Origin of the sequence: Christensenella tenuis (assembly GCF_014287795.1) — a bacterium.
GTDB lineage: Bacteria > Bacillota > Clostridia > Christensenellales > Christensenellaceae > Christensenella > Christensenella tenuis.
This window is the reverse complement of the sequence record NZ_JACOON010000007.1, coordinates 283,520-304,735: the sequence shown is the minus strand read 5'-3', so window position 1 is coordinate 304,735 and position 21,216 is coordinate 283,520. Positions and strand designations below refer to the sequence as shown.

Annotated in this window: 20 protein-coding genes; 17 read left to right on the top strand and 3 right to left on the bottom strand. The window is 51.3% G+C overall.

Going from position 1 to position 21,216, the window contains the following annotated elements; all coding sequences use genetic code 11:
- The first annotated feature begins 274 nt into the window (after positions 1 to 274).
- The 14 genes from H8S18_RS13775 (at position 275) to H8S18_RS13710 (ending at position 14,128) form a co-directional block, all read left to right on the top strand.
- Positions 275 to 2,095 (top strand): dockerin type I repeat-containing protein, encoded by a 1,821-nt coding sequence (locus H8S18_RS13775; protein ID WP_186858844.1) that lies wholly within the window; start codon positions 275 to 277, stop codon positions 2,093 to 2,095.
- Between the two features lie 31 nt (positions 2,096 to 2,126).
- Positions 2,127 to 2,807 carry a hypothetical protein gene (locus tag H8S18_RS13770; RefSeq protein ID WP_186858843.1) on the top strand — a complete coding sequence of 227 codons (681 nt, stop codon included), beginning with the start codon at positions 2,127 to 2,129 and terminating at the stop codon, positions 2,805 to 2,807.
- Between the two features lie 118 nt (positions 2,808 to 2,925).
- The gene (locus H8S18_RS13765) at positions 2,926 to 3,795 is read left to right on the top strand and encodes a class B sortase (RefSeq protein ID WP_186858842.1); all 870 of its coding nucleotides are present in this window, start codon (positions 2,926 to 2,928) and stop codon (positions 3,793 to 3,795) included.
- A 294-nt stretch (positions 3,796 to 4,089) separates the two neighbouring features.
- Positions 4,090 to 4,275 (top strand): hypothetical protein, encoded by a 186-nt coding sequence (locus H8S18_RS13760; RefSeq protein ID WP_186858841.1) that lies wholly within the window; start codon positions 4,090 to 4,092, stop codon positions 4,273 to 4,275.
- A gap of 101 nt (positions 4,276 to 4,376) precedes the next feature.
- Positions 4,377 to 4,919 (top strand): cysteine hydrolase family protein, encoded by a 543-nt coding sequence (locus H8S18_RS13755; RefSeq protein ID WP_186858840.1) that lies wholly within the window; start codon positions 4,377 to 4,379, stop codon positions 4,917 to 4,919.
- Positions 4,920 to 5,290: 371 nt separating this feature from the next.
- The gene (glpK, locus tag H8S18_RS13750; RefSeq protein WP_186858839.1) at positions 5,291 to 6,778 is read left to right on the top strand and encodes a glycerol kinase GlpK; all 1,488 of its coding nucleotides are present in this window, start codon (positions 5,291 to 5,293) and stop codon (positions 6,776 to 6,778) included.
- Between the two features lie 200 nt (positions 6,779 to 6,978).
- Positions 6,979 to 8,406, top strand: a complete 1,428-nt coding sequence (locus H8S18_RS13745; RefSeq protein WP_186858838.1) for an NAD(P)/FAD-dependent oxidoreductase — start codon at positions 6,979 to 6,981, stop codon at positions 8,404 to 8,406.
- 92 nt (positions 8,407 to 8,498) lie between these two features.
- On the top strand, positions 8,499 to 9,758 hold the full coding sequence (locus H8S18_RS13740; RefSeq protein WP_186858837.1) for an NAD(P)/FAD-dependent oxidoreductase: 1,260 nt from the start codon (positions 8,499 to 8,501) through the stop codon (positions 9,756 to 9,758).
- On the top strand, positions 9,755 to 10,096 hold the full coding sequence (locus H8S18_RS13735) for a DUF1667 domain-containing protein (protein WP_186858836.1): 342 nt from the start codon (positions 9,755 to 9,757) through the stop codon (positions 10,094 to 10,096). Before H8S18_RS13740 ends, H8S18_RS13735 begins: the two co-directional genes overlap by 4 nt.
- Positions 10,097 to 10,219: 123 nt before the next feature.
- The gene (locus tag H8S18_RS13730) at positions 10,220 to 11,155 is read left to right on the top strand and encodes an alpha/beta fold hydrolase (RefSeq protein ID WP_186858835.1); all 936 of its coding nucleotides are present in this window, start codon (positions 10,220 to 10,222) and stop codon (positions 11,153 to 11,155) included.
- Positions 11,156 to 11,239: 84 nt separating this feature from the next.
- The gene (locus tag H8S18_RS14990) at positions 11,240 to 11,458 is read left to right on the top strand and encodes a DUF2589 domain-containing protein (protein ID WP_207721776.1); all 219 of its coding nucleotides are present in this window, start codon (positions 11,240 to 11,242) and stop codon (positions 11,456 to 11,458) included.
- A 188-nt stretch (positions 11,459 to 11,646) separates the two neighbouring features.
- Positions 11,647 to 12,144, top strand: a complete 498-nt coding sequence (locus H8S18_RS13720) for an Lrp/AsnC family transcriptional regulator (RefSeq protein ID WP_186858834.1) — start codon at positions 11,647 to 11,649, stop codon at positions 12,142 to 12,144.
- Positions 12,141 to 13,316, top strand: coding sequence for a pyridoxal phosphate-dependent aminotransferase (locus H8S18_RS13715; protein WP_330598782.1), 1,176 nt, complete (start codon positions 12,141 to 12,143; stop codon positions 13,314 to 13,316). The genes H8S18_RS13720 and H8S18_RS13715 overlap by 4 nt, the downstream gene beginning before the upstream one ends.
- On the top strand, positions 13,304 to 14,128 hold the full coding sequence (locus tag H8S18_RS13710) for a Cof-type HAD-IIB family hydrolase (protein ID WP_186858833.1): 825 nt from the start codon (positions 13,304 to 13,306) through the stop codon (positions 14,126 to 14,128). The genes H8S18_RS13715 and H8S18_RS13710 overlap by 13 nt, the downstream gene beginning before the upstream one ends.
- A 44-nt stretch (positions 14,129 to 14,172) precedes the next feature.
- On the opposite strand, the gene H8S18_RS13705 is transcribed toward H8S18_RS13710, so the two are convergent.
- The 3 genes from H8S18_RS13705 to H8S18_RS13695 all read right to left on the bottom strand — a co-directional run bounded on the left by H8S18_RS13705 (position 14,173) and on the right by H8S18_RS13695 (position 17,288).
- The gene (locus tag H8S18_RS13705) at positions 14,173 to 14,379 is read right to left on the bottom strand and encodes a (2Fe-2S)-binding protein (protein ID WP_186858832.1); all 207 of its coding nucleotides are present in this window, start codon (positions 14,377 to 14,379) and stop codon (positions 14,173 to 14,175) included.
- Positions 14,380 to 14,448: 69 nt separating this feature from the next.
- Positions 14,449 to 16,917: a M56 family metallopeptidase gene (locus tag H8S18_RS13700; protein ID WP_186858831.1), complete on the bottom strand. Its 2,469-nt coding sequence runs from the start codon at positions 16,915 to 16,917 to the stop codon at positions 14,449 to 14,451.
- On the bottom strand, positions 16,914 to 17,288 hold the full coding sequence (locus H8S18_RS13695) for a BlaI/MecI/CopY family transcriptional regulator (RefSeq protein ID WP_186858830.1): 375 nt from the start codon (positions 17,286 to 17,288) through the stop codon (positions 16,914 to 16,916). Before H8S18_RS13695 ends, H8S18_RS13700 begins: the two co-directional genes overlap by 4 nt.
- A 371-nt stretch (positions 17,289 to 17,659) precedes the next feature.
- Between H8S18_RS13695 and H8S18_RS13690 the strand changes: the two genes are divergently transcribed.
- The 3 genes from H8S18_RS13690 to H8S18_RS13680 all read left to right on the top strand — a co-directional run bounded on the left by H8S18_RS13690 (position 17,660) and on the right by H8S18_RS13680 (position 21,096).
- Positions 17,660 to 18,124 carry a tRNA (cytidine(34)-2'-O)-methyltransferase gene (locus H8S18_RS13690; RefSeq protein WP_186858829.1) on the top strand — a complete coding sequence of 155 codons (465 nt, stop codon included), beginning with the start codon at positions 17,660 to 17,662 and terminating at the stop codon, positions 18,122 to 18,124.
- A 25-nt stretch (positions 18,125 to 18,149) separates the two neighbouring features.
- The gene (locus tag H8S18_RS13685; protein ID WP_186858828.1) at positions 18,150 to 19,766 is read left to right on the top strand and encodes a Na/Pi cotransporter family protein; all 1,617 of its coding nucleotides are present in this window, start codon (positions 18,150 to 18,152) and stop codon (positions 19,764 to 19,766) included.
- Positions 19,767 to 19,914: 148 nt separating this feature from the next.
- Positions 19,915 to 21,096 carry a phosphoglycerate kinase gene (locus H8S18_RS13680; RefSeq protein ID WP_207721774.1) on the top strand — a complete coding sequence of 394 codons (1,182 nt, stop codon included), beginning with the start codon at positions 19,915 to 19,917 and terminating at the stop codon, positions 21,094 to 21,096.
- Positions 21,097 to 21,216 lie beyond the last annotated feature (120 nt).

Sequence of the window (21,216 nt, the reverse complement as noted above, 5' to 3'; positions counted from 1 at the left end):
GCAGAAACGGGAATGCCGCCCAGCACGCTCTACAGGAAGATGCAAAAGCACAAAAAAACGGCACCAAAGTATGCCGCAAACACGATTCTATCGAACATTTAATTTTTCCCGAAACGTATACTTTTTGGAAAATGACACCCACTTCCCATATATCTAATATTAGTCAATAAATATCGAAAAATCAACCCCTTTTTTCTATTTTTTTCGTTTTGCCAAAAATCATACATTTAGAAAATGCCAGGTGGCAAAGCATTATGAAGAGGGGAGATTTCAAATGAAAGGCAAAAAATTTTTAGCGGTTTTACTGGTGGCACTGTTGGTGCTGGCTGCTCTGCCGACAATGGCGCTTGCAGCCACTTTTTCACTTACCAAGGTAGTAGTGGTTGACGGAGTAGACGGTTATACAACCGTAGAAATTCCGAAAGTTGGCCAGAAGCTGACCGCTAACATTTATACGAACGATGCCGGAAACCCGGTGATTGGCTCGTATCCGGTAAACGAAGACGCGGAATACAAATGGTACTATGAGGGCAGCGAGGACAACGTGCTGGGCACGGGAGCAACCTATACGGTGACCTCGGACAACGCTGGCAAGAAGCTGTGCGTGACTGTAAGCGTAAAAGGTTACGATGGAACAGAGACATGGACAGCCTCGGAAGCCGCATCTTATTATGAAGTAACCGACGTGGATGTAGTTGACGGCGTGGACGGTTATACGCCCGTAACCGCACCTAAGGCTGGCCAGAAATTGACGGCAAATATTAAGACGGATGATCCGGCAAATCCTGTGATCGGTTCCTATCCTGTAAACGAGGATGCGCAATACAAATGGTATTACGAAGGTAGCGACAACGTATTGGGCACAGGAGCGACCTATACGGTGACTTCTGATAATATCGGTAAAATATTATGCGTGGATGTAAGCGTAAAGAACTACAATGGAAGCGCGACATGGACAGCGACGGATGCGGCGGCCAAGTACAGTGTAACCGGTGTAAATGTGGTAGATGGCGTGGACGGTTATACGCCTGTAACCGCACCTAAGGCTGGCCAGAAATTAACGGCAAATATTGAGACGGATGATCCGGCGAATCCTGTGATCGGTTCCTATCCTGTAAACGAGGATGCGCAATACAAATGGTATTACGAAGGCAGCGACAACGTATTGGGCACAGGAGCGACCTACACGGTGACTTCCGATAATATTGGTAAAATATTATGCGTGGATGTAAGTGTAAAAGGTTACGATGGAACAGAGACATGGACAGCAACGGATGCGGCAGCTAAATACAAAGTAACCAAGGCAGTGGTAGTTGATGGAACGGATGGCTATACCGCCGTAACAACTCCGGAAGTTGGCCAGAAGCTGACGGCAAACATTGAGACGGATGATCCGGCGAATCCTGTGATCGGTTCCTATCCTGTAAACGAGGATGCGCAATACAAATGGTATTATAAAGGCAGCGACAACGTATTGGGCACAGGAGCGACCTATACGGTGACTTCTGATAATATCGGTAAAATATTATGCGTGGATGTAAGCGTAAACGGCTATGATGGAATGGATACATGGGAAGCGAATGTGATTCCGGAACCCAGATATGAAGTGATCGGTGTAACGGTGGTAGGAGAAGATGGAGCGACGCCTGTTACTGAGCCTAAGGTAGGGCAAATACTGACAGCTAATATTTTTACGGATAACTTCATGGAGCCGGTGATCGGTTCATATCCGGTTAATAAAGATGCGCAATACAAATGGTATTACGAAGGCAGCGACAACATACTGGGCACTGCACCGACCTACACGGTAACTTCTGATAATATTGATAAGACACTGTGTGTGGAAGTAAGCGTAAAGGGATATAGTGGAAGTGCCGTTTGGACGGCAGAGGTCCCGGTTACGGATGCAAGAATACCGGGAGACGTAAACGGAGACGGTATTGTAGATCTTCTCGATATGGTTCAGATAAATAATGTGAAGAATGGAACGGCGGAGTTTGATGACGAGGCATTCCAGGCGGCCGACATGAACGGAGACGGCATCATTGATCTTCTGGACTTAGTGTTGGTTAACAATATCAGGCTGAATAAATAAAAGGACAAAATGAATTTGGAGGATAAATGAAATGAAGAAAAAAAAGATAATGTCGATTGCGCTCGCAGCTATCCTTGTGCTGGCTTTCGCGGCGGCTGGGTTTGCTGCGGATGTTCCAATCAACGTAGAAATTGATAACAGTAAGCCGAATCCGGGAGATACCATAACAGTTAAGGTATCCTGTACGGCGAATGATGTAGGCGGATTTGAAGGGAAAATCAGTACCAAGGGTTTAGAGTATGTAGGAACCACTGGAAAGCCCCTTAGTGATGAAACGCAGCTTACAGTTATGGGAACGGGCAGTGTGACCTATACATATAAAGTAACGGCAAAAGCGGGAGATACGATCAATTTTTCGCTGTCCGGCGTAAAAGTTGCGAATGAAGCGGGTACAGATTGGCATAATCCTGTTGGAAATTTTGCAGCAAGCGGCACGGTAGCAGCGGCAGTGGAGCCTGACCCGGAGCCGTCCACCCCGGTTACCCCTGACCCGGAGCCGTCTACCCCGGTTAATCCTGACCCGCAGCCGTCCACAAACCCGGAAACTCCTTCTGAAGGCGGAAGCACGGGTGACACGGCGAAAGACAGCGCGCTGGACGACGTTCCGAAAACGGGCGACGCGACCACAGACATGTGGGTATTCGCGGTAATTGCGCTCGCGGCGGCAGGTACAATTGGTATCGCAGCTTATAGGAAGGCATTTTCTAAATAATAGATCATATGAAATCGTATGATCGGATTCACAGGTAAACCCACACCAGGTGAATCAAGCGCAGGGCGGGAATTTCCCGCTCTGTGCATTTTCATGGAAAAGCAGGGAATAAGAAATTATGGATAAAAGAAACATGAGCGGGAAGAACAGCAGGAATCAAGCTCCTAACCAATCAAAAAGAGCAGCCAAGGGCAATATGAAGTGGCTCATAGTGCTGGCAGCAGCCATCGCGGCGGCGATTTGTATCGTGGCCTTTGCCATCGTGCCGATGACGCGGGAGCCGGAACCGGTGAGCACCCCGTCGCCCACGGTAATCGCTGCGCCGTCCGCGGAGGCAAGCCCATCGCCGGCGCCGGAAGAACCGCAGGTATTGCCGGAGCTTGAAGAACTGTACCGGCAGAACGGCGATTTGGCGGGCTGGGTTAAAATCGAAGGGACTGTTGTGGATTACCCGGTGATGTATACGCCGGAGGACGGCGAATTCTATCTTTACCGTACGTTCCAAAAAGAAGAGGATCCAACGAAAGAGGGGTGCATCTTCATCGACAAGAATTGCAGCGTGGACCCGAGAAGTACAAACCTGCTGCTGCACGGGCATAACATGAAGAATGGAACGATGTTCCATACGCTGCTCGATTACCAGGAGGAAGAATTTTACAAGGAGCATCCGGTAATTGAATACAGTTCTTTATACAGCAAGGACGATTACGAGATCGTATCGGTGTTTCTTTCAAAGGTATACAACAAGGATGAAACGGACGTCTTCAAATTTTATAAATTCTATGATGCGGAGACGGAAGAAGAATTCGATGAATTTATAGGGAATATCAAAGAGCTTTCGCTGTACGATACAGGAATAACGCCAGAGTTTGGAGACGAGCTGATTACGCTTTCGACGTGCGAATACACCCAGGAAAACGGGCGGATCGCGGTGGTGGCAAGGAAGGTGACGGACAAGACGACAAGCGAAGGCTCTATAATCGTATAACATTCAAACAGCGGGTTCAATGGCTCTTTCACCAAAAAGCACGGCGCCCTCAGGCGCCGTGCTTTTTTCTTGCCTTGCCACAATGGGAATAGCGAACCGCAGAGAAACGGTAGACCCTTCACCCAGCACCTAAACGGAGATGCTTTGGTATATCTTTTCCTCATTTTCACACTTGCGTGAATAAATCCGTCCCAGCCTGATGTACAGACAGGAAAAACTAAATTTTTGGAACTGTGTGAAATTTCGTGTGTTTTCTTTGAGCATCAGCCGCTGAATTGAGTAAATAAGAGAAGAGTGAATGCACGGTTTGCAACATCCGGGCTGGTGTTCAAGGAGCGGGAAAAGGCGGAAAATTGCGAATGGCTGACCGGCATCCGTGTGCTGGGCGGCAGCCATATTCCGGATGCCGGAATCCTGACCGGTCATGTGAAGGCGGAGAATATCAAGACGGTGCTTGAAACCGTGGAAATGTATGAGTGATCCAGTGGCCATTTTATGCTCCCTGTTCTTTTATTTGCGTTTCGCGGGAAGCGGGAGTAAGATAGAAGAAAATGCTATTTATGAAAAACGGAGGTCTTGTTATGGGAAAGAAAGCGGTTATTTTGGTGGACATGCTGAACGACTTTGTGACGGGCGCACTCACGTGCGACCGGGCAAAAGCGATTGTACCGCATCTTGAAAAGCTTGTCCGGGCGGCCCGCGAAAAGGGCGTGTATGTGATTTATGCAAACGACGCGCATATCAAGGGAATCGACCGGGAACTTGAATTATGGGGCGACCATGCGATTATCGGCACGGAAGGCGCAGAGGTAATTCCGGAACTTACGCCGCAGGAAGGGGATTTTGTAGTGCCAAAGCGCCGGTACAGTGGATTTTTCCAGACAGACCTGCATCTTCTCCTCACTGAACTCGGGGTGGACACGGTTGTTATGACCGGCTTGCATGCGCATATGTGCGTCCGCCACACGACGGCGGATGCGTATTACTGGGGATACCGAATTATTGTACCTACGGATGCGACAGATTCCTTCACCAAAGAGGATTATGAATACGGCATCCAATATTTAAAAGATATTTATGGAGCACAGCTTACGACGGTAGATGAACTGATAGAAACGCTGTGAACGGCAGCGGCCGCTTTCCCGGATGGGACGGCGGCCTTTTTTATTTCCCTGGGTGATGGAAGATGAACGGATTCTTTCGTCCCTTCCTGCAAATGTGAAACGGAACAGAACTATGCATTGTCATACCTTCTGAAATCGGATAAAATAGAAGTAATAAGCTTGCCCAAAAAGTCTTGCCGCTGCGCGGCAGGGCACTCTTTCGCATTTGGGATTATCTGCTGCGCGCAGGACATGCGGCCGCTGTTCCGCCTATGGGCAGGCCTGCGGGCGTACATGCCGCCCTTGCCCGCAAACAGCAGCTTGGAAAATGCCGGCCGATTCCCCGCAATAAAGGTGTATCGACCGTCTGGTAATATTGGAGGGTGCGTGAAATGAAACGTTATGTCATTGCCCTTGACCAGGGAACGACCAGTTCCCGGTGCATCATTTTTGATCAGGATTGCAACATTATATGCGTAAGGCAGCGCGAATTTACGCAGCATTTTCCGCAGGACGGATGGGTGGAACATGATCCGATGGAGATCGTGTCGTCACAGGTCGGCGTGCTTGAGGAAGCGGTGGACGAGGCGGGAATTTTTTTGGACGAAGTGGCGGGAATCGGCATTACCAACCAGCGCGAAACGACAATCGTATGGGAAAAAGAAACCGGGAAACCGGTTTACAACGCTATTGTGTGGCAGTGCAGGCGGACGGCCGCTATTTGCGAGCAACTGAAACAGGACGGTATGGCGGATTACATCCGGGAGACAACCGGACTGCTCATTGACGCGTATTTTTCCGCAACCAAAGTGAAGTGGATACTCGACCATGTGGAGGGCGCGCGCAAGCGGGCGGAAAAAGGAGAACTCCTGTTTGGCACGGTGGATACATGGCTGCTGTGGAACCTCACAAGGGGGAAGGTGCACGTAACGGATTATACGAATGCATCGCGTACCATGATGTTTAACATCCGCAGCCTTAAGTGGGATGAAACTATTTTAAAAGCGCTCGGCATTCCGCGCGCCATGCTGCCCGAAGTAAAGAGCTCGAGCGAGCTTTACGGGTATGCGGAGGTTTATGGAAAAAAGATCCCTGTGGCGGGAATCGCGGGAGACCAGCAGTCCGCGCTGTTCGGGCAGGCATGCTTTGGCGCGGGGCAGGCGAAAAATACCTATGGGACAGGCTGCTTCATGCTGATGAATACGGGGGAAAAGCTATGCCGCAGCAAAAACGGCCTGCTGACGACCATTGCGGCCACACCCAAGGGGACGTTGCATTATGCAATTGAAGGAAGCGTGTTCATGGGCGGCGCGGTGATCCAGTGGCTGCGCGATGAAATGCGGCTCATCCAGGCAAGCGCCGACAGCGAATATTTTGCGCAGAAGGTGCCGGACAACGGCGGGGTATACCTTGTGCCCGCGTTTACAGGTCTCGGCGCACCCTACTGGGATATGTATGCGCGGGGTACGATTATCGGTCTCACACGCGGGGCGACGGCAGAACATATCATCCGTGCGGCACTCGAATCCATCGCCTACCAGACGAAGGATGTACTGGACGCCATGCAGGCGGATACGAAAATAAAGCTTGGCAGGCTGAAGGTGGACGGCGGCGCTTCGGCGAATAATTTCCTCATGCAGTTCCAGGCCGATATTACTGAAACCCCGGTGATGCGCCCGCGGGTACGCGAGACGACGGCGCTTGGCGCGGCATATCTTGCCGGGCTGGCGACGGGCGTATGGAAGAGTACGGAGGAAATTTCCGGGAAATGGACGCTCGATAAACGGTTTGCTCCCGCAATGCCGGCGGAAAAGCGGGAACGGCTGATAAGACACTGGCATAAGGCGGTTTCCCGGGCGAAAGGCTGGCAGGATACGTGATCCGGTTTAACCAGATGGAGGCGAAAGCCAATTTATAGGGGCCTAACGGTCTTTTTTCCGGCTGGAGAGCAAGAGAAACTTTATAAATGAAATTGTGAAATGGATGGCGCCTTGAGATGGCGAAGCACGCAGCCGCTGTGGGAATTCTCCGGCGGGCTTTCAGGACGGGCATCCCGAATCTCCTATGAAAGAGGAATTTTATGCAATATGACGTGATCATTATTGGCGGCGGAATCACTGGCTGCGCCGCCGCGTATGAATTTTCAAAGTACGAGTTCAAGACGGCGCTCCTGGAAAAGGAAAACGATATAGCGTGCGGAAGTACGAAAGCGAACAGCGCCATCATCCACGCGGGCTATGATCCCGAGCCGGGCACCCTGATGGCAAAATATAATGCGCGCGGCAATGAACTTGCCCACAGGCTTGCCAGAAAGCTGGATATTCCCTTTCGGGAAACCGGATCTCTCGTGCTTGCCTTCTCGGAAGAGGAAGTGCGCGAGGTACATAAGCTTTATGAAAACGGTGTGGCAAACGGGGTACCGGTGGAAATTATTTCTGGAGAAGAGGTTTTGCGGCGCGAGCCGAATATTTCGGACCGGGTACGGTGCGCGTTGTGGGCGCCCACGGGGGCGGTCATCAGCCCGTGGGAATTTGCCGCCGCGCTGATCGAGACGGCGGTTATGAACGGGGTGGATTGTTATCTTTCGAGCGGCGTAAAGCGCATCAGCAAGCAGGACGGAATGTTTGAAATAACCGCAGGCGGGGAAAAATACCGCGCGAAATATATTGTCAACGCGGCAGGACTTTTTGCAGATAAAGTTTATGAAATGGCCGGCGGGACAGGTATGGCCATCACCCCCGTGCGGGGAGAATATTTTCTGTTTGATAAGACGATGGGCGGAATTGTTTCCACCGTGGTATTCCAGTGCCCGACAAAGCTTGGAAAAGGCGTAGTGGTCGCGCCTACAATACATGGAAATTTATATGCCGGACCGGACAGCAAAACCGCGGCGGCACGCGACGATACCTCGACGCATGCAGACGAGCTTAGCTATATCCGGGAAATGGCGGTAAAGTCTGTCCCCACCATTGATTTTTCGCAAAATATCCGTAATTTTGCGGGCCTGCGCGCCGTAGCGGGAAATGATTTTATAGTCGAAGAATCGAACGTCAGGAATTTTATCAATGCGGCGGGCATCAAGTCCCCCGGGCTTTCCTCTGCTCCCGCAATTGCGGAAGACCTTGTGCGGATTCTGGAAAACTGTGGGCTTACCCTGCGCAGGAAAGTGGAATTCCGCGGGGAACGCCGGGTGCTGCGCATGAATGAAATGTCTCTGGAGGCCCAGGATGCGCTGATTAAGGAAAATCCGGCTTATGGACGGGTAGTGTGCCGCTGCCAGACCATCACAGAGGGAGAAATTATAGATATCCTGAAACGCCCGGTCGCCCCGCGCAGCATAGACGGCATCAAGCGGCGGTGCGCAGCGGGTATGGGAAGGTGCCAGGGCGGGTTCTGTGAACCCCGTATCCATGATATCATGGCCCGGACGCTCGGCGTTCCTATGAAAGAAATCATGCAGGATACTGCAGGAAGCTACATTGTGACCGGGGAGACAAAAGAGGATTAGGGAAAGCAAAGACAAAATGGGGAAATAGGGAGATGCCGGACAAACCGTATGGGCAGCACGGCGTTTCCCAGGGGATACGGAAAGAGAGAACAATGGAAAGAAATTATGACGTGGCAGTGATCGGCGCGGGCCCGGCAGGGCTGGCGGCGGCGCTTGAGGCAAGGAAAAACGGCGCGGAACGGATCGTGGTTTTGGAGCGGGATTTTGAAGCGGGCGGAATCCTTAACCAGTGCATCCATAACGGCTTTGGCCTGCACTATTTTAAAGAAGAACTCACCGGACCGGAATATGCGGAGCGCTTCATAAGCGAACTTCGCGGGACGGATATTGAACTGAAGCTCAATACGATGGTGCTCAGCATTTCACGGGAGAAGCATATCGTAGCGGTCAATCCACAGGAGGGTGTACTGGAAATCGACGCGGGCGCGGTCGTTTTGGCTATGGGCTGCCGGGAGCGCCCGCGCGGCTCGCTCGGAATTCCGGGGACGCGTCCGGCGGGAATTTTTACCGCGGGAACGGCACAAAGGTACGTTAATATGGAAGGCTGTATGGTAGGCAAGAAGGTCCTGATCCTCGGATCGGGCGATATTGGGCTCATTATGGCCCGGCGTATGGTGCTTGAGGGCGCGCAGGTGGTGGCGTGCGTAGAGTTGATGCCCTATTCGGCGGGACTCCGGCGCAACATCGTGCAGTGCCTCGACGATTTCGATATCCCACTGTACCTTTCCAGTACAATTACCGAAATCCGTGGGCGCCGCCGCGTGGAAAGCGTGGTAATCTCACGGGTGGATAAGGACAGGAAACCGATTCCGGGAACGGAAAAGGAAATTGAGTGCGATACGGTACTGCTTTCGGTGGGCCTGATTCCGGAAAACGAGCTTTCCAAAAATGCAGGAGTGGAGATGGATATGCGTACCAAAGGGCCAATCGTTTATGAAAATATGGAGACGAGCGTACCGGGCATCTTCGCGTGCGGAAATGTAGCGCAGGTGCACGACCTTGTGGACTTTGTAACGATGGAAAGTATACGGGCGGGCAAAGCGGCAGCGGAATATGCTGCGCATGGCGAAACAGAAATGCCGTATTTTGAGTTATATGCAAGCCGGGGGCTCAATTATATCCTTCCGCAGCGTGCGCGCATGGATAACGTAGGACAATTCCTGGAAGTGTTTTTCCGGGTGAACGATATTTATAAGGATATCAGTATTGTGGTCAAATCGAACGGCGGGGAAATTGCACGATTTAAGCGCGATTATGCAGTGCCCGGGGAAATGGAAAAAATACGGATTCCTAAAAAGCTGCTGACCGGAAATGAAATCGAGGTTTCGCTGAAGGGAGGAGAACAGGCATGAGAGAGTTTACCTGCATTGTGTGCCCGAAGGGCTGCCGTATTTTTGCGGATGGAAATGGAAACCTTACGGGCGCGGGGTGCGAAAGGGGAATCCGCTATGTGGAATCCGAAATGGAGAACCCTACGCGCATGATTACATCCACAGTGCGCATCCGTGGCGCGGAGCTTCCGCGGCTGCCCGTTAAGACGAGCGCGCCCGTCCCCAAAAAGATGATGATGCGCGCCGTCGCGCTTTTAAATGATGTAACGGTGGATGCGCCCGTCGGGTGCGGGGATGTGGTTTTAAGGAATATACTCGATACGGGCGTGGACTTCATTGCCACAAAATCCGTGGACTAAGCGGTTTGCACGCAGGATAGACAGGCGGGCCCGCCGGCCGGGAAAGATGTGCCGCTTCTCAGGACAGGCACATCTTAGGGTCTTTTTCCGGCGCGGATGGGCAGGGAGCATGAGGTGAAGGAAATGGCATGTATAAAGGAAGAATTGACTTTTTTATCGGCGGACGGAAAGAGCAATGTGTTTGCGCGCCTGTGGCGGCCGGATGGCGTGCAGCCGGAATTTATCTTGCAAATCTGTCATGGAATGTGCGAATATATTGACCGCTATGCGGAATTCGCGGAATATATCACAGAGAACGGCGGTGTGGTGTGCGGAAACGACCACCTTGGCCATGGGTTTACCAAACAGCGCAACAAAAACAGTTTTTACGGCTACTTTGCCGACAAAAACGGTGAAAAGCTGGTGATAGAGGACGTCCATTCCCTGACCGGGATGGTTCGCGGGCGTTATCCCGGCCTTCCTTTTGTGCTGATGGGGCACAGTATGGGAAGTATGGTGGCGCGCAGCTATATGACAAAATACGGCGATGAGCCCATATGTGCGGTGTTCATGGGGACGTCGGGCGCAAACAAGCTAACCGGCCTCATCCGTTTTCTTGCAAATGTAGGAATGTTTTTCGGACGGGCAAAGAAGCCCGCCACACTTCTTTCCCATCTTGCGTTTTCCAAATATAACGACCGGTATGAAGATGTGCGTTCCAAAAATGATTGGATCACACGCGACAGGGAACGCGTGGAAAAGTATAATGCGGACCCGCAGTGCACTTTCCTGTTTACTGACCGTGCGGCCTATGACTTTGCCAACCTGGTGGATGATGTTTCGGGGATGCAGTGGGCCAGGCGCATGCCGGGGGATAAGCCCTGCCTGCTTGTATCCGGCAGTATGGACCCGGTAGGAAACTATGGCGAGGGAGTAAAAGAGGTATACGGTTGGATGAAAGAGGCGGGCCTTCCTGTGGAGATGAAGCTTTACGAAGGGGCGCGGCACGAACTTTTGAACGAAACGAACAGGGATGAGGTTTTCACTTATTTACTTGGCTGGATGCGGCAGTATATTTGACGGCCTGTATTTGAAGACATGAGATGCTTTGCGAATCTTTTCGTATTTATACTATAAATAGAAAAGATGGGAGGCGGCGGTTCTGTGAAAGACGATATGGATCAAAAAGATTTGACGAATAAAGAACTGGACAAAGTGACAGGCGGAGGAATAGCGGATCAGTTTGCGGGGATTCCTATGTCGGAACTCATCGGCGGCCCCCTCAAGGCAGCGCGCGGCGCGCAGGAGGCGCTTACGCGCTCAACTGCGGAGTTCATTGAACGGGCCGGGATGAAAACGCGTGATATGGACGACAAGCAGTAACGGGCACCGCCTTGAAAAAATGTAAAAACGGACAGGAAAGCAGGCGCTCTCTCGCCTGCTTTTCTATGTTGACCGGCGATATTTCTTCGTACTAAGGTTGAAGAAAACTGTAAAAGCATGCTATAATGACATTTAATTGCGGAAGAATACGCGCATATGCGCGGGCAGACGCTGACAGGGAGGCTGTTATGGAAAAGAGTTTAAAGCTTGAAATTCTCGATATATTGGAAGACAATGCCAAAACGACGGCGGATGAAATGGCGCTTATGCTGAATGTGGATGCCGCCACGATAGAAAAAACAGTAAAAGAGCTTGAGGACGAAAAAGCAATTATCAAATATAGTGCACTCGTAAACCGCGACGTAGTGGATGCGGACGGGGATGCGGAAGCGCTGATTGAAGTGGAGATTACGCCGCAGCGGGATTACGGCTATGACGATATGGCAAAACGCATTTATCGTTTTGAGGAGGTGCGCGCGGTTTACCTGATGGCGGGTACGTACGATTTATGCGTACGCATTAAGAGCCGCAGCATGAAGGATATTTCCAAGTTTGTATTTGAAAAACTCTCGGTCATCGACGGAGTCACGAAAACGGTTACGGTGTTTATTATGCGCAAGTATAAGGAGCAGGGTGTGATTCTTGTGGGTGAGGAGACGGATGAAAGATTGGTGGTCACGCCGTGAGGAAGTTTATTGCGAAAACAGTGGAAGATATGCCGCCTTCGGGAATACGGAAATTTTTCGATATTGCGAGCGAAATGAAGGATATCATTTCGCTTTCCGTAGGCGAACCTGATTTTGTGACGCCGTGGAATGTCCGGGAAGCGGCAATTGCATCCATTGAGCGCGGATATACGCATTACACGTCCAACCACGGAAACCCGGCGCTGCGCAAACTGATTACGCGTTATTTGAGCGAACGGTATGGCGTGGGTTATGATTGGAAGACGCAGACAATCGTGACCGTAGGGGCCAGCGAAGCGCTTGACCTTGCTTTTCGTGCGGTCATCGAGCAGGGCGATGAAATCCTTGTGCCTGCGCCGTCGTATGTTTCCTATATGCCGGGGGTTGCCTTTGCGGGCGGCGTGGCGGTTCCCATTGAAACGCAGGAATGCGATGATTTCACAGTAACGCCGCGTGCGCTTGAGGCGGCAATTACACCGAAAACAAAGGCGATTATCCTGCCTTATCCCAATAACCCGACGGGCGCGATTATGACCAAAGAACAGCTTGCGGCGATTGTTCCGGTTCTTGAGAAGCACGACCTGTTTGTGATTTCGGACGAGATTTATTCAGAGCTTACATATGGCGGACGGCATTGTTCCATCGCTTCGTTCCCGGAGATGTATCCGCGCACGGTGGTCATCAACGGGTTTTCCAAGGCGTTTGCCATGACAGGGTTCCGGCTCGGTTATGCGGCAGGGCCGGAAGATATGATTGCGGCCATGGTAAAAATCCATCAATATTTTATGCTGTGCGCGCCCACGGCCAGCCAACACGCAGGCGAAGAAGCGCTGCGGCATGAGATGGACACGGATTTTGCACAAGTAGGAAAAATGGTGTCGGATTATAACCGCCGCCGGACATTTGTATATAATGCCTTTAAAAAGATGGGGCTTTCCTGTTTTGAACCAAAGGGCGCGTTTTATGTGTTCCCCAATATTTCTGGAATGGGAATGACGTCGGAAGAGTTTTGTCATAAGTTGATTCATGAAAAGCATGTGGCGTGTGTGCCGGGCACGGCGTTTGGCGCGGCAGGCGAAGGCTTTATGCGGTGCTCTTATGCGTCGTCCATGGATAATTTAAAGGAAGCGCTGAAAAGAATTGCGGAGTTTGTGGACGAATGCAGGAAATAAAATTATTGGCACTGGATATAGACGGAACGCTGATTGCAGATATGGGGATGAACGTTGCGCCCCGGGATATGGATGCAATTAAACGCGCGCGTGCGGCGGGCGTGTATGTGACGCTTGCGACAGGGCGCATCCTTGAAACGGCAAAACGGTGGATTCACGCGCTCAGGATTGATCTTCCCATCATTATATGCAACGGAGCGGATATACGCGATGGAGAAAAGTCGTGGTTCCGCGACAGCATCCCCAAAGAAGCGACGCGGGATATTATGGCCGCATACCGGGGGACGGGGCAGAAGCGGTATATCTTCAGCGATAATAAAATTTATTGCACCAAGGACGATTACTATCAGGTTTTGTTCGACAAATGGCAGCAGGGCGAAGAAGCGGTGTTTCCCGTGGTCATCAAAGACACGGAGGAAGAAATGTACCGGGAGATGTACGCGGATGCGGAAAAGGTGCTCGTATGGTCCCCGGTCATTGAGCTTGAGCCGCAGCTGCGGGATATTGCGCAAACGTTTGCGGGAAAATATAACGTTGTCCGCGGGGAGGAACGCAATGTGGAGTTTAACAAACTCGGCGTATCCAAAGGATCCGGCCTGAAAAAGCTGGCGGAACTTCTCGGCGTGCAAATGGAGCAGGTGATGGCCATTGGAGACGGCGGAAACGACGTGGAAATGCTCCGCGCGGCAGGCGTAGGCGTTGCAATGGAAAACGCGATGGAAGAGGCGCGGGCAGCGGCGGACTATATCACGGCGGATGTGCGGGAATGCGGTGTCGCACAGGCAATCGACCGGTTTGTGTTTGGAAAATAAAGAAACGAAAAAAGCATCTCCGCCGGGGATGCTTTTTATTTTGCTTAGATTATGTTGTACATCATATCCGAAATTACATCCATGATCTTATCATGACATTGGCCGCAGCCTGTAGAGCAGTGCGTCACCTTTTGCACGTCGTCAAATGCGGACGTAACATCCGTCATGTTTTTTGAATTCCGCAGGGCGCTTTCGATATCCGCGAGCGTTACCTGCTTGCAGTTGCAAATTACTTTGTTTTCCGTTGCCATAGGGCATACCCTCCATTCATTCGTCTAACAATAATATACCCCTTTCCGGCATTCCTATGCAACAAAATATTACTGCAGGGGATAACGGTCTCGAATCTTTTTCAAAAAATCTTCAAATGTCTCCGCGGAATTGGCAATTAGGCTGGCATGGGTCAGTGGAATTCCGGGTCCAATTTCGACAGTAGCAGCTCTTGCGCTATAAATTGAAGTTGCCACCTGATATCTTTCGCCGATGGCTTCGTCACTGTCCTTATCATATTTTTGTGCGTAAACCGTATACTGCCCGCCGCCTTGCTCCACGGATATTTTCTGGATTTCGTATTCTCCGAGCGCAGGATTACTTACTAATTTTGTCGCTCCATACTCAGGAGGAGGGGTTTCCCCCTCAAGGACGCTCTCGAACTTCAGGTAATAATCCCGGTCCACCGGTCCCCAGATTTCCACCGTGACTTGGGAGTCAGGGATGCTGCAATTCACAATCAGCATCACATCCGAGTCATATGGATTGCTGACGGCAAAATCCGGCCCGCCCGTGGAAACCGTGGCGTCCATACCAGCCGGTACATAATTTGCCATAATGGTGTGCGGCACGCGCGCCTTGATCGTCATTTCCGCTTTCAATGCCGCGTTATACATGGTAGACGACACCTGGCAGATGCCGCCCCCAGCCTGATCCGTATAGGCTCCGTTCTCGATGCCCGGCGCCAGCGCCCAGCCGTTCTCCACCGTCCGGTCCCCTACCGTGTCGTTGACGGATAAGGTCTCCCCGGGATGGATGACCACTCCATTGAGAATATCGCTGATTTTCCAGATATTATATTTTCTTCCTTCGGATGAACCGCTGCTGATCGCCGTCGTAGCCGACCCCATCAATACCAGCCCGCGTCCCGGTTCCGGGCTGGGTAGTTCCGTCTTTCCAGGCGCGGCAAAAGAGTGAAAATCGCGGTTTTCGATCTGTTTTTTAATTTGCGCGGCGAGTGCGTCTTCATCTACGCGGAAAAAGGTTTCCAGCTCATTTTGGACGATTTGCCCAGAGGTTGTGAGGGCCTCTACGTCAGCTTCCTTTGCTACGGAATAAGAAATACCGGGCTGGTTCCAACCGGCGCTGTCTTCGGCGACTACTGCCTCGATCCGGGCATCGTCAACCTGAAGCTCAAGAGGAAAGTTCCTGCCGTCGCCGCCTTTTTCCATCGCGTGCGCCAGCGCGGCTTCCGCATCAAACGTAACGCCAAGTTGTGAAAGGGAATGCACATAAGGCGTATCGATATTTTTTACGGTATATTCAATCTGTTTTCCGAGAAGGTCCTCTACCATGGGCATAAGGGCCTCCTTCCCTTCTTCGAAGGTCATGCCGCCCATATTGATTCCGCCGACGGCGGTTCCGGCGGCGAATTTGTCCCGGTCCGTAATGCCGGGATATACCTCCAGGGCGGGCTGGCACGCGGTGGTAAAGCATACCGTAACCAGCAGCGCGGCCGCAAAGGCAGAAATGAATTTGATTCCTTTTTTCGTGCTGTTTTTCATAAAAATTCCCCGAATCCTTTTTTCAGCGGTTTTTTTATTGCTTTGCAGCGACATCCCCAAAACGGGCTGCGGGCACATACGGCTCGAAAACATTTCCAGTATTGTACGGGCATATGCTTTTTTTTCTTCCTCCGGAAGGGCGGCAGTCGCAATATTATCGCATGAAGCCTCCATATCCGTCTTGATCGGATGCTGCATGAGCCATACGACCGGGTTAAACCAGTAAACGGCGCGCAGGACGAGCATCAGCAGGCAAACGAGGTAATCGTAGCGCCTGAAATGAACCAGTTCGTGCCGTATGGCGAAACAAAGCTGCGCGGGGTGGCCCAACAGGGAAACGGGCAAGAGAAGCTTTGGAATGAATGATGCGGTCAGCGCGGGAGAAGAAATAGACCCCTGCATCAAGACGCGAATATCCCGCCTAACGCCAAGTTCGCGCCGAACCCGGTCGACCATGCGCCGCACTTCCGGAGGCGGAAGAACAGCGGAACGTTTTAGCCTGCGGGAAAGGGAAATATAGTCACGCGTCGTTTTCCATGCGGCCGCGGCGATGCCGGACAGCCAAATGGCAATGAGAACGGCGGCTGGGTCTATGTACGGCGCGGGAGGCTGTGCCTTCGGAACAGCGGTAGATACTGGCGTTTCCGACTTGCCGGGATATTCCGTTTCCGGCGCTGGGGATGCCGCGCTCATCGTTTCGCTTTGCGCGCCTGCTGCGGCCTGCGGCGGCTGCGCGACGCTTCCCAGCGCCTGCATCCCTGTCCCGGCGGGAGCGGCGGCGGTTTCTTCGGCAGAAACGGAAACCGCGGAAGAAACGCCGGGAGAAATGGTAAAGAACCCGATGCCGCTTTCAAAGGTAAAGGGAATCGCCAACCGGGCGATGAGCAGGAACCATACGAAGTATTGAAGGGAAGGGGAAAACCGATTCCGGAAAATCCGCTTCAAAAGAAGGATAAGCGCAAACAAAATTGCGGAATAAACGGTAATCTCAAACAAAGTGCGCAGGATACTCATTTTGATCCCCCCAAACGGTCAATCAGCGTCTTGAGCTCGCTCTGGTCTTCATCCGTCAGCCCGCTTTCCTCAATCATGCATACGAGCAGGTCCTTTTTGCTCCGGGCGCTGACCTTTTTTAAAAGACTGCGGCTTTCCGCGCGGATACAGTCTTCACGCGGAACGAGCGGATAATAAAATTTATCGCGCCCCTTGGCTTCGAATCCAACAAACCCTTTGTCGCAAAGCTTTTTCAAATAGGATGCGTAGGTGCGGTAGCTCCAGTCAACGGTTTTCCCCATCGCCTCGATCACACCGGAGAGAGGCTGCGGATCCCTGCCCCAGAGCGCATTCATGACCATCCATTCACTGTAAGTTAAAGTTTCCGTCATTTTTCGATCCTCCGTTTTGCCGGCAGTAGCTGCATTTGCATGACAATGTGTTCAGGTATAATCCAATGATTATAATAACAAGCTTATGATTATAAGTATAATCATAAAACGCGATCTGTCAATAGAAAATAGAAATTACTCCTAAGGCCTGGCGGAAAAAGGCAGTTTCCAGAAAAGGAACAGCCCAAAACAGGAAAATAAAGCGGAAAAAAACGAATTGGAATTTTACTGAATTTTTACGTTGCGCGCACATGGATTTTACCTTATAATTATCATGGATTGATCTTCGGATTAATATCAATTTCAGATGAGAGGGAACGTATGGAAAATGCTTGCTTCTGGTCTGGAAGGCACGGAAAGCTAGGTTGAAGATGGCAGTTCAGGTTGTTCTGGTTGAGCCCGAAATTCCGCAAAATACGGGAAATATTGCACGCACTTGTGTTGTCACGGGGAGTGTGCTTCATATTGTTGGACCGATGGGTTTCTCGCTCGATGAAAAGCATGTGCGCCGGGCCGGCCTCGACTATTGGAAGGATCTTACCTTATATACGTATGAAACTCTTGATGAATTATACCAAAAATATCCGAAAGGGGATTTTTGGTATTTTTCTTCTAAGGTACAGAAAAATTTCGATCAGGCAAACTATTCAAAGGACTGCTTTCTGGTATTTGGTAAGGAAACGGCGGGGCTTCCACGGGAGCTTTTGGACTGCAATGCGAACCGTTCGGTTCGAATCCCGATGCAAAGCGGGCAGCGGTGCCTGAACCTTTCCAATGCAGTGTGCGTGGGGGTCTATGAGGCACTGCGTCAAAATGGCTATTTTCATATGAAATGAAAATTTCTTACTGGGGGAATTTTGTATGGATTTATGGAGTGTTTTAATGCTCATCGGAGGTCTCGGGCTCTTCCTTTACGGCATGAAACTAATGTCGGACGGTCTTGAAGCCGCGGCGGGCGACAAACTCAGGACAGGCCTCGAGCTGATGACGAAGAACCGTTTTTCAGCGCTCGGTCTTGGGGCGGGCGTAACGGCGGTAATTCAAAGTTCGTCGGCAACGACGGTGATGGTTGTCGGCTTTGTAAACGCGGGACTGATGTCGCTTACGCAGGCAATTAATGTGGGGATCGGCGCCAATATCGGCACGACAATCACTGCGCAGATTGTAGCCTTAAAGGTAACAGAGTTTGCCCCCATTGTGCTTTTTGCGGGCGTAATCATCATGCTGTTCGTAAAGAAACGTTCGGTGCGGCGCATCGGGGAAATCATAGGCGGCCTTGGTATTCTTTTGTTCGGTATGGAACTGATGTCGGAAGCGGTTGCCCCCTTAAGGGAATACCAGCCCTTCGTTGACATGCTGTCCTCTTTCCAAAACCCGTGGATCGGGCTTGCGGCAGGGCTTGCGGTCACGGCAATTATCCAGAGTTCGTCGGCGACGATGGGTATCATCCAGGCTTTTGCCATGCAGGGAATCATGGGGCTCGATTCCGCGGTTTATGTGATTCTAGGCCTTAATATCGGCACATGTGTCACGGCCATTTTGGCAAGTATTTCGGGCACTAAGACGGCTAAGCGTACGGCAATCGCCCTGCTGTTCTTTAACATTATCGGTTCGTTTATCTTCATGGTTGCAATGCAGTTCTTGCCAATTGTGGACTGGATCAAATCATGGACGCCGGGTTCGCCCGTCAACCAGCTCGCGAATTTCCATACGTTTTTCAATGTGGTCAACGCCTTTATCTTTATCGGCGTTCCACAGGTATTGACAAAAATATCCTATTTCTTCGTCCGCGGCGAGGATAAACAACTTGAAGGGAAAAAGCTCAAATATATCGACAAGAACGCGGACAGCTCACCTGTCGCGGTCGGGCAGGCCATCCTCGAAGTTGCGCGCATGGAACGCCTTTCCGGTGAAAATTTCAATCTGGCGATCAAAAGCTTCCTCGAACGGGATGAAAAGCTGATCAACGAAGTGGGCGAAAATGAAAAGGTAGTCAATTATCTGAACCACGAAATTACGGATGCACTGGCAAACGTCAGCCAGACAGGCCTCTCCGAGGTGGATTCACGTACGGTGACGGGGCTGCTGCACGTTATTATGGATATTGAGCGGATTTCGGATATTGCTCAAAATATCGCGGATATCGCGGCGATTCGGCTGGATAAGAAAATCAAAATGTCGAAAAAGGGCGTAGTGGAAATTCAGTTTATGGCAGACAAAATCGGCGAAGCATTCCGTCTGCTGCGCGAGGCGCTCAAAGAAGGGAACCTCGAGAGTGCGCAGCGTGTAATTGAAATTGAAGACGAGGTCGACCGTTACGAAGCAAAGATCAAAAAGAACCATGTTAAGCGTCTGAAAAAGGGCGAATGCAGCGCACAGGCCAGTACCGTCTTTACGGATGTAATCACCATGTGCGAGCGTGTCGCAGACCACGTGGCCAATATTGCGGCGGTTTACCTGCGCGGTGAAATGCAGTAAGAAAATCCCGCGGGCCAGGATGCGCCCGCGTGGACAGTGAAGGTTTTGGACGGGGATCGGCGCGGTTTTAAGTTATGCTTGATTATTAAAGGCTTATTGATTAAAATAAAAGGGTATGTGAATAATCATTCTAAAAGGAGTAATGATCATGAAAAAGACGATTGAAGATATCGATGTTCAGGGCAAAAAGGTGCTCGTACGTGTAGATTTTAACGTTCCGCTGAACGAAAACGGGGAAATTACGGACGAGACACGGATTGGAGCGGCGCTTCCGACCATCCAGTATCTTTTGGATCACGGCGCCAAGGTGATCCTGATGTCTCACCTTGGCCGTCCGAAGGGGGAAGTAAAGCCCGAGTTTTCGCTTGCACCCGTTGCAAAACGGCTGGGCGAGCTTTTGAACACCAAGGTGATTTTTGCAAAAGACTGCATCGGCAAAGAGGCGCAGGATGCGGTGGATTCCATGGAAGCGGGGCAGGTTGTACTGCTTGAAAACCTTCGTTTCCATAAAGAAGAAACGGCGAATGATCCGGAATTTGCGAAACAGCTTGCCAGCCTTGGCGATATCTTCGTGCTGGACGCCTTTGGTACGGCACACCGCGCGCACGCTTCCACGGCAGGCGTCGCGGACTATCTTCCGGCAGTTGCGGGCTTTTTGATCGGCAAGGAATTGTCGGTAATGGGCAAAGCGCTTGAAGACCCGGCGCGTCCCTTTATTGCAATTCTTGGCGGTGCCAAAGTATCGGACAAAATCGGCGTAATCGAAAACCTGCTGACCAAGGTAGACGGGCTGATCATTGGCGGCGGCATGGCCAATACATTTGTTAAGGCACAGGGCTATGAAATGGGCAAATCCCTTGTGGATGACGAGCGGCTGGATCTCGCGCGCGACCTGATGGACCAGGCAAAGAAAAAAGGCATCAAGATCATGCTTCCTTCGGATTTTATTGTAGCAAAAGAGTTTAAGGCCGATGCGGAGACACAGATCGTTGCGGCGGAAAACATTCCGGCGGATGCCATGGCGCTTGATATCGGGCCTTCCACACGCATTATCTTTGCAAACGAAATCAAGAGCGCAAAGACAGTCATCTGGAACGGACCGATGGGCGTTGCGGAAATGCCTGCATTTGCGGGCGGTACGAAGGCCATCGCGGAAGCGCTTGCGGATTCCTCGGCGATCACCATCATCGGCGGCGGCGACAGCGCTGCGGCTGTGAAAAAGCTTGGCTATGCGGACAAAATGTCGCATATCTCCACGGGCGGCGGCGCTTCGCTCGAGTTCCTCGAAGGAAAAGAGCTGCCGGGCGTGGCTGCGCTGAACGATAAGTAATGTGCATGAGGCGTCGGCCTGCTTGGCAAATGAAGCCAGTTGGTTCCGGGCGTGATATATGCGTGAAAACGAAACATCAAAAGGACGGAGATTCTCCGTCCTTTTCAAAAAGATTTTAAA